This is a genomic window from Yoonia sp. 2307UL14-13 (genome assembly GCF_037572755.1).
Classification (GTDB): domain Bacteria; phylum Pseudomonadota; class Alphaproteobacteria; order Rhodobacterales; family Rhodobacteraceae; genus Yoonia.
In genome coordinates, this window is sequence record NZ_JBBIFZ010000011.1 from 106,782 (window position 1) to 116,415 (window position 9,634).

Genomic DNA, 9,634 nt, shown 5'->3' on the forward strand with positions numbered 1-9,634 from the left:
CCGATCGCATCATGCGGCCGGGCGTTTTGTTTCTATTCCGCAGGCATCGCAGCCGGTTCGACCGTCAGCGGATGCGGCAGATGGACCAACATCTCTTTCGGGCAGACCTGCACGAAATGATCGCGCTCCGTTTCCCAATGCTGTAGGATATCCGCCGCCTTTCGGCTGCCCGTCTCTTCCAGATGCCGCTCGATCAGCCCTTTCAGCTGATCATGCCAATGGTCAACCATGACCGGATTAGTCACCAGCGTTTCCATATTCATCAGCGGAGCCGAGGCACCATCCGGGTCGTACAGATACGCCATACCACCCGTCATCCCGGCACCAAAATTGGCACCGACCGACCCAAGGATCACAGCCACACCACCGGTCATATACTCACAGCCATTCGTGCCGCAGCCCTCGATCACGACCTTCGCGCCAGAGTTCCGCACGGCAAACCGCTCACCGGCACGACCCGCGGCAAACAGATAACCATCCGTGGCGCCATAAAGGACCGTATTGCCGATGATCATATTGTCAGCAGCAACCAGCGGGCTGACCATCGGCGGACGCACGACAATCGTGCCGCCCGACAGGCCCTTACCGACATAATCGTTGGCATCGCCTGACACTTCCAGCTTCAGCCCAGGCGCCGCAAACGCGCCCAGCGATTGCCCAGCCGAGCCGCGCAGCTTCACCGTCAGATGATCCGGCTGCAAGCTATTCCGCATGCCGAACTTCTGCACGATATGGCTCGACGTCCGCGTCCCAATCGTCCGCAGCGTGTTCTGCACCGCATAATCCAGCTGCATCTTCTCGCCATCGTTCAGGAAACGCGCCGCATCCTGCACGATCTGCGCGTCCAGCGTGTCATCGACGGCATTCCTTGGCCGCTCACGATCATACGAAATCTTATGCGCGCCATCGACCGTGATCAGCAGCGGATTCAGATCCAGATCATCCAGATGCGCCGACCCACGCGACACCTGCGTCAGCAGGTCCGCACGACCAATGACATCATCCAATGACCGGGCACCAATCGACGCCAAAATCTCGCGCACTTCCGTCGCATAGAACGTGATCAGGTTCACCACCTTGTCGGCATTGCCGGTGAACTTCGCGCGCAGACTTTCGTCCTGCGTACAAACCCCAACCGGGCAGGTATTCGACTGGCACTGGCGCACCATGATGCAGCCCATGGCGATCAGGGCGGCGGTCCCGATCCCGTACTCCTCCGCCCCCATCATGGCGGCCATGACAATGTCACGGCCCGTGCGCAGACCACCATCGGTGCGCAAAGTAATCCGCTCACGCAGGTTGTTCATCGCCAGAACCTGATGCGCCTCGGTCAGGCCCATCTCCCACGGCAGACCGGCATATTTGATCGAGGTCGCCGGGCTGGCACCCGTCCCGCCATTATGGCCAGAGATCAAAATAACATCTGCTTTCGCCTTCGCGACCCCCGCAGCGATCGTTCCAACACCTGAACTGGCGACCAGCTTGACCGTCACCTTACAGCGCGGATTGATCTGCTTGAGGTCATAGATCAGCTGCGCCAGATCCTCGATCGAATAGATATCGTGGTGCGGCGGGGGTGAAATCAGCGTCACGCCCTTCGTCGAATGACGCAACCGCGCAATCAGGTCAGTGACCTTCATCCCCGGCAACTGACCACCCTCACCGGGCTTGGCCCCTTGGGCGACCTTTATCTCCAACTCCTCGCAATGGTTCAGGTACTCAGCCGTCACACCAAAGCGGCCAGAGGCCACCTGCTTGATCTTCGCCGACGGATTATCACCGTTGGGCTCCGGCACAAAATGCGCCGGGTCTTCGCCACCCTCACCCGAATCCGACTTCGCGCCAATCCGGTTCATCGCCACGTTCAGCGTCTTATGCGCCTCGGGCGACAGCGCCCCCAGCGACATGCCCGGCGTCACGAACCGCTTGCGGATCGCGGTGATCGACTCGACCTCTTCAATCGGAACCGGCTTGCCCAACGGCTTCATCGCCAGCAAATCGCGCAAATGGATCGGCGGGTTCGACTGCATCGACTTGGAATATTGCTGCCACATCGCATAGGACGCATTGTTGCAGGCCGCCTGCAACATATGCATCGTCTGCGCTTCCCAAGCGTGCTTTTCACCCGACCGGCGCGCCTTGTAGAAACCGCCAATCGGCAGCACGTCCGATCCGCCCTTCCAGCCGCGCGCATGGACCTCTTCCAGCTTGGCCTGAATGCCATTCGTGCCAATCCCGGAAATCCGAGATGGCATGCCGGGGAAATACTCAGCCACCATAGCGCGGCTAAGGCCCACAGCCTCAAAATTCAGACCACCGCGATAGGATGACAGAACCGAAATCCCCATCTTTGACATGATCTTCAAAAGGCCCGCATCGACAGCCGCGCGATAGCGGCGCATCGCATCGGTCAGGTTGCCCTCGATCAAGCCACGCTCGACCCTATCCGCCACGGAATCCTGCGCCAAGTAGGCATTCACCGTGGTCGCACCGCAGCCGATCAGCACGGCAAAGTAATGCGGATCGATGCATTCCGCCGACCGCACATTCATCGAACAGAAGGTACGCAGACCCTGCTTGGTCAGGCCCGAATGCACGGCGCTTGTCGCCAAAATCATCGGCATCGGCACCTGATAAGGCGATTGATGCTCATCCGTCAGCACCAGATGGCCAGCGCCAGAGCGCACGGCATCCTCGGCTTCATCCCTGATCCGCTGCAACCCGGCGGAAAGCGCCCCGCGCCCCGGCTCGAACGTACAGTTGATGAACGCGACGCTTTCGCCGAACTGGCGCACCATTTCATCGAACTCGGCATTGCCGACAAACGGGCTTTCCAGCACCAGAATTTCGGTCTGCGATGAATCCTCATCCAGCACGTTCTTGAGGTTCCCGAACCGGGTCTTCAGCGACATCACCCGGCTTTCGCGCAACGAATCAATCGGCGGATTGGTCACCTGGCTAAAGTTCTGACGGAAGAAATGCGACAGCGGGCGATATGTCTTCGACAGCACAGCCGACGGCGTATCGTCCCCCATTGACGCGATCATTTCCTTCCCATCCTCAGCCATGGGTGCAAGGACCTGCTCCAGCTCTTCAATCGAATAGCCCGCCGCGACCTGCCGCTTGCGCAGCTCATCACCTTCGAACAGCGGTACCTCGGGGATATCCCGCAGATGGTCATTCAGGGCGACAACCTTGCCGACCCATTCACCAAACGGTTGCGACGCGGCCAAGACGTCCTTGATCTCGGTATCGTGGAACAGCTTGCCCTCTTGCATATCCACGGCGATCATCTGACCCGGACCCAGCGCGCCCTTCTCGACTACGGTCGCTTCATCAACAGGAACCATGCCCACCTCGGACCCCGCAACCAGCAAACCATCACCGGTCACAACATAACGCAGCGGACGCAACCCGTTCCGATCCAGACCACCACAGACCCAACGGCCATCCGTCATGGCGAGGGCAGCCGGACCATCCCACGGCTCCATCACCGCGTTGCAATAGGAATACATGTCCTGCCACGCCTGCGGCATCTCGACCGCCTGCTTGGACCAGGATTCCGGCACCATCATGGTCTTGGCCATCGGCGCGTTGCGGCCCGCGCGGACCAACACCTCGAACACCGAATCCAACGCCGATGAATCCGACGCCCCGGACGGAATGATCGGCTTGATATCCTCCGCTTTCTCACCAAAAGCCGACGACGCCATGCGAATTTCATGCGACCGCATCCAGTTCACATTGCCCTTCAGCGTGTTGATCTCACCATTATGGGCCAACATGCGGAACGGCTGCGCCAACGCCCACTGAGGGAAGGTATTCGTCGAATACCGCTGGTGATAGATCGCAAAGGCGGACTCAAACCGCGCATCCATCAGGTCCGGATAAAACTCCGCCACCTGCTCGGCCAGCATCATGCCTTTATAGATGACCGACCGGCACGACAGAGAGCACAGATACATCTGACCGATCTGCGCGGCGGCGGCGGCCTTTTCGATCCGGCGACGGATGATATAAAGCTCACGCTCGAACGTTTCGTCATCTATATCCTTCTCACAGCGGATCAGGATCTGTTCGATCTCCGGGCGGGTCGCATTCGCCTTTTCACCCAGCACGTCATTGTTCACCGGCACATGACGCCAGCCGTAAATATAGTGACCCATGCGCAGCACTTCGGATTCCACAATCGTCCGGCACCGCTCCTGCGCGCCGAAATCCGTGCGGGGCAGAAACACCTGACCGACGGCGATCAGCTTGCCATCAACCGGCTCGTGCCCCGTGCGGCGGATCTGATCCTCAAAGAACGCAACGGGGATCTGCACGTGAATGCCCGCGCCATCCCCCGTCTTGCCATCGGCATCCACGGCACCACGGTGCCAGACGGCCTTCAGCGCGTTGATCCCCTTTTCGACCACGCCACGCGACGGCGCGCCGTCGATCGCAACCACGAGACCCACACCGCAAGACGCATGCTCATCCGCTTCGGTATACAGCGAATTCTCGGCCATCCACTGACGCTTGGCTTCCTCAGCCGCGACCCAGGATTGATCATAGGTTGTCATGGTTGATCCCCTTCAGATACGCCGAAAAACGCGAGCGTTTCGCCCGTGTCCATCCGCTTGTGATCGCCGGCAAAGGCCCAGCCTTCCGGTTTCTTGTCTACGTAATATTCCTGGGTCAGGCTGCGGCCCGCCGCATCGTCGAACAGCCCGGCCGACAGACCATAAGACCCGTCATGCTTCACCCGGTAAAACAGGGTCGACCCGCAGGCATCGCACCACCCGCGTTCTGCCCATTCCGACGTCTGGCGCGTCTTGACCGGACCATTCAAGGTCACGTCGTGACCCCTTGCATGAACCGCAACAAAGGCCGCGCCCGTCCAACGCCTGCACATGTCGCAATGACACGCGCTCATCCCGTCGCCCAACCGGGCAACGTCCACGTCCACCGCGCCGCATAGACAATGCCCGGATATGGCAGCCGCCTGCGTCACGAAATCGCGACCCCGCATTCATGCTTGGGGCGGGCGCTCAGGAACCCCGGCTCGCCCGGAAAGATGAACTCGACCGGGCTTTCGTCACGGTCAAAGGAGTCGTCACCAATGGTCGTCGTCCCGGTCCCCGACAAAAACATCCGCCATTCGCGGTTGATGAACTCATTGCCCTTGCTCGACCACATGACCTCGCCCGCATCGTCATAGGCGGTGATGTCATAGGTCGTCTCATCCAGCGTGATCCCGTCGATGGTCACCTGACGGCCGGTCAATGTATCCTGCCCGACAAAGCGGGTTTCGCCGATCTGCTCGGACAACGTGCGAAAGTCATAATCGTCTACGCCATTCGCGATCAGGTCCGACAATGACGCTGGTTCGGTCGGGCTGTCCTCCAGCCGCTCCGAATGGCCGCTGAGAACATGAATGCTCTCGATCCACTGCGTTTCCGCATCGATCCGCCCGGCATAGGTCATCCCGTTTTCATCAAGACTGACACGGCGCTGATGACCCTCGGGGTCGAAACTGCAGGTGAAATGGTGTTCGACCTTACAGCTATTGGCCTGCACGGTCAGATACGCCTCGCAGCCGGTGGGCAGTTCAAAGGTCGATTGCTGGGCGGCGACCGGGCCGGCAAGCAGGATCAGGGCAGCGACAAATCTCATGGCTGGAAACTGGCCTCATTCACATTGCACTCAAACTTCGGGGTGGCCGAGAAAAAGCCCGGCTCATCGGGATAGATAAACTCGACCGGCGACATGTCGATCACGTCGCCCGGCGTCGCCTGATCCCAGGCCTCACCAAAGAAAAACAACCGATGTTCTTCGCTGACGAACTGGCGGCCACTGCTCGCCTCAATCTCGTTGCCCTCACCATCCAGGGTGCGACCCTGAAATTCGGTATTCAACAGAACCTCGCCGTCGATCACCGTTTCCTCACCGGTCAGCTGGTCATAGCCGACATTACGCTCGATCCCTTCCTCGGTCTCGATCACGAAATCCCAGGTGTCGATCTGGCTAGAGAACAATTCGGTCAGCGACGCGGGGTCGTCCGCCGGTTGGCGCAATTCTTCGCGGCCATCCAGTTTATAGCTTTCGACCCACTGGAATTCGTCGTCGACCTTCTGAACGCTGAAGACACCATTCTGACTAATCAAGGCGATCCACTGATCACCCGGCTCATCCGCCTCGCACGTCCAGACATTGACCATGACACAGCCCTTTTGCTGCACGGTCAGCTTGCCTTCGCAGCCTTCGGGCGCCGCAAAACTCTGCTGAGCAACCACTGGCATTCCGGCCAGACACAGCGTGGCAGCCATCAACGTCTTCATCATTTTTTCATCCTCCAAGTCAGCATCACTGACCTAACTACATCTTGGTGTCTGACGAAAGGTCCGATGGAATTCCGATAAAAGTCCGATGATTTTCCGACACCAGTTTTTCGCTATTCAGCGGCCACATCCGCCGCTTGACCAAGGTAGTCCAAAATTGCCGTCGCCGCATCCCGACCGTCCCGAATGGCCCACACAACCAGCGATGCACCGCGCACGATGTCACCTGCGGCATAGACCCCTTCAAGGCTGGTGGCACCCGTTCCGAAATCGGCCTTGATTGTGCCCCAACGGGTCACTTCCAGCCCCTCGACACCCCACAGCGCAGGCAGATCCTCGGGCTCGAACCCCAGCGCCTTGATCACCAGATTGGCGTCCTCGACATAATCGGCCCCGTCGATCAACTCGGGCGTCTGACGGCCCGTCGCATCGGGCGCGCCCAGACGCATCTTGTCCACGACAACACCTCGCACCGACCCGGTAAAGGCCCCAGGATCAGACACATCGGTCACGCTCGGATCACCGGCGAAACCTTTCGGCGCAGACAGCCAGACGAATTCCACGCCCTCTTCCTCCGCATTCTGCACTTCGCGCTGCGAACCCGGCATATTCGCCCTGTCGCGCCGATACAGACACTTCACGCTTTCAGCACCCTGCCGGACAGCAGTACGCACGCAATCCATTGCCGTGTCACCACCGCCGATCACGACAACGCGTTTGCCATCCGCATTCAATTCACCGCTGTCGAATTCCGGCACATCATCGCCGAATGACTTGCGGTTACTGGCGGTCAGATAGTCGATTGCATTCACAATCCCATCTGCGTCGGAATTCGGCAAATCCCTTGTTTTATAGACACCCGTTGCGATCAGGATCGCGTCATGCTTACCCCGGATCGCGTCGAACGACAGGTCCTCGCCCACGTTGCAATTCAGCACGAACTGCACGCCACCATCCGCAAGCTGGTCCATGCGCTTCATAACGACATCCTTCTCCAGCTTGAAGCCGGGGATGCCATAGGTCAGCAGGCCGCCACCGCGATCATAGCGGTCATAGACCGTCACCTGCACTCCCTGACGCCGCAGCATATCCGCCGCCGCCAAACCACCCGGACCGGCGCCGATAATGCCAACGCTTTCACCGCGCTCCGCATGCGGGCGGATGGGTTTGACCCAGCCTTCCTCGAACGCGGTGTCGGTGATGTATTTCTCGACCGAGCCAATGGTCACGGTGCCGTGGCCCGATTGCTCGATCACGCAGTTGCCCTCGCACAGGCGGTCCTGCGGGCAAATGCGGCCACAAATCTCGGGGAAGGTATTGGTCGCCTGCGAAATCTCATAGGCCTCCTGCAGGCGGCCCTCCGCTGTCAGGCGCAGCCAATCCGGGATGTTGTTGTGCAGCGGGCAATGGGTCTGGCAGTAAGGCACACCGCACTGGCTGCAGCGGCTGGCTTGCTCTTCCGCCTTCTCGGCAGCGTACTGCGCATAAATCTCATCGAAGTCCGCCTTCCGTAGATTAGGAGGACGCTTCTCCGGCATATCCCGCCCGATAGCCGTAAATGTGAGCATCTTTTGACCAGCCATGGCACATTCTCCCATTTCCCAAGGCGAGCCGCCTTTTAGATCAGGTTTTTTCAGATAAAAAGACAGTATTACTGACCTATCATCCATTTCTTGCCACAACTCAACGCTGAACTTTCAAAAGGATCAGAAAATTTAGGTCCGGATTGCGACCTATATAGACTCTTTCCCCTGATTCCTAACGGGTTACGTTGGCGCAACCGAATCAAGCCGCTGGACAAAATGACCACCTTCAACCTGCTCCTCATAGCCCTGATCCAGGGCCTGACCGAGTTTCTCCCCGTCTCCTCCTCCGGCCATCTGATCCTGCTGCCGTCCCTGACAGGCCTCGACGATCAAGGCCAAATCATCGACGTGGCAGCCCATGTCGGTACGCTCGCCGCCGTGATCCTCTACTTCTGGCCGGACGTCCGGCTGGCCCTTGCAGGCACCCTCCGCCTTGTCCGTGGGAAAGTCGATACGCAAGGCGCCTTCCTCGCCCTCTGCCTCCTCATCGCGACGATCCCCGTCATCCTGTTCGGCCTCTTCCTCAAGCTCACCGGCCTGTCCGAGGCCATGCGCGGTATCGCCCTGATCGGCTGGACAATGATCATCTTCGGCATCCTCCTCTACTGGGCCGACCAGACCGGACCCAACGAAAAGACAGCGGAAAAGTGGAGCCTGAAAGACGCGCTGCAGATGGGCGTTTTTCAAGCCATCGCGCTGATCCCCGGCACCTCGCGCTCCGGCATCACGATCACCGCCGGCCGCATGCTGGGCTACACCCGCACCGACGCCGCCAAACTGTCGATGCTGATGTCGATCCCGACAATCATCGCCTCCGCCGCGCTCCTCAGCCTCGACGTGATCGGCACGGCCAACGCCGAACACCTCCGGGACATCGGCATCGTCATCGCCATGTCCTTCGCCGCCGCGCTACTGGCACTGACGCTCATGATGCGGCTGCTGCGCGCGGTCAGCTACACGCCCTACGTCATGTACCGGATCGCGCTCGGGCTGGTTCTGCTCTGGATCGCCTACACCTGATCCCTGCGTTTACAGCCCAAGACGAATGCCGCATACACCACAGAACGACCCCGTGGCTCAACTGGATAGAGCAGCCCCCTCCTAAGGGGCAGGTTGCAGGTTCGAATCCTGCCGGGGTCGCCATTTCCTCAAGATGTGCCAGAAAAACCGGAAGTGCGCTCAAAAGAAAGAATAAGTGCGCGCAAATTTATATGGCCGTGGTTTGGAGGCCATGCCATTACCTAAGCAACCTATTGATTCAAAATTCTTAATTTGGGTCCGGCTTGATGCTATCGAGAGCCTCCCAAAACCCTCGGTCGCCCCTGATTTGACAGTTCGCGCTTTGTTCGATCTTGGTAAGTCACAGGTTCCGGAACCTTTCATATCAGTCAGCCCGCCACCTTTTGGCCGGGTAAAGCGCGCGGAGGATGTTTCTGCGCCATGAAAGGACTCCGCCATGTCTCGTTCGCACTCCACAATTCCATTCCATGATCTCAAGTTTCTCGATGATGTCCCATCACTCAGAAGCGTCGAAGAAAGGTTTCGGAAGTTTTTGAAAAGGACCCGGAAGGCCGCCCAGGAGCGGGCGGTCGCCCAAGGACAGATGACCGAGGACGATTGCCTCTACGACTACGAGCTGGTCACGGACGCGGACCTGCGCCGGATCAAGCGGCGCGCGATGCGGGTCTTGGAACGTGTGCATTCCTCAACCGGCATGTACCACCT

The 9,634-nt window shown here is 59.3% G+C and carries 6 protein-coding genes and 1 tRNA gene; 2 read left to right on the top strand and 5 right to left on the bottom strand.

All coding sequences use genetic code 11. The features are described 5' to 3' along the window. Positions 1-32: 32 nt before the first annotated feature. The 5 genes from gltB to V8J85_RS19445 all read right to left on the bottom strand — a co-directional run bounded on the left by gltB (position 33) and on the right by V8J85_RS19445 (position 7,906). Complete coding sequence (gene gltB, locus V8J85_RS19425) at positions 33-4,565, bottom strand: glutamate synthase large subunit (protein WP_339955442.1); 4,533 nt, start codon at positions 4,563-4,565, stop codon at positions 33-35. Next, positions 4,562-5,014 carry a GFA family protein gene (locus V8J85_RS19430; protein ID WP_339955443.1) on the bottom strand — a complete coding sequence of 151 codons (453 nt, stop codon included), beginning with the start codon at positions 5,012-5,014 and terminating at the stop codon, positions 4,562-4,564. The genes gltB and V8J85_RS19430 overlap by 4 nt, the downstream gene beginning before the upstream one ends. Further along, on the bottom strand, positions 4,993-5,658 hold the full coding sequence (locus V8J85_RS19435; RefSeq protein ID WP_339955444.1) for a hypothetical protein: 666 nt from the start codon (positions 5,656-5,658) through the stop codon (positions 4,993-4,995). Before V8J85_RS19435 ends, V8J85_RS19430 begins: the two co-directional genes overlap by 22 nt. Next, positions 5,655-6,326: a hypothetical protein gene (locus V8J85_RS19440; protein ID WP_339955445.1), complete on the bottom strand. Its 672-nt coding sequence runs from the start codon at positions 6,324-6,326 to the stop codon at positions 5,655-5,657. Before V8J85_RS19440 ends, V8J85_RS19435 begins: the two co-directional genes overlap by 4 nt. Positions 6,327-6,436: 110 nt before the next feature. Further along, positions 6,437-7,906, bottom strand: a complete 1,470-nt coding sequence (locus tag V8J85_RS19445) for an NAD(P)-dependent oxidoreductase (protein ID WP_339955446.1) — start codon at positions 7,904-7,906, stop codon at positions 6,437-6,439. Positions 7,907-8,125: 219 nt separating this feature from the next. Between V8J85_RS19445 and V8J85_RS19450 the strand changes: the two genes are divergently transcribed. Next, on the top strand, positions 8,126-8,929 hold the full coding sequence (locus V8J85_RS19450; protein ID WP_339955447.1) for an undecaprenyl-diphosphate phosphatase: 804 nt from the start codon (positions 8,126-8,128) through the stop codon (positions 8,927-8,929). Between the two features lie 46 nt (positions 8,930-8,975). Further along, positions 8,976-9,052, top strand: a tRNA-Arg gene (locus V8J85_RS19455). The last annotated feature ends 582 nt before the right edge of the window (positions 9,053-9,634 follow it).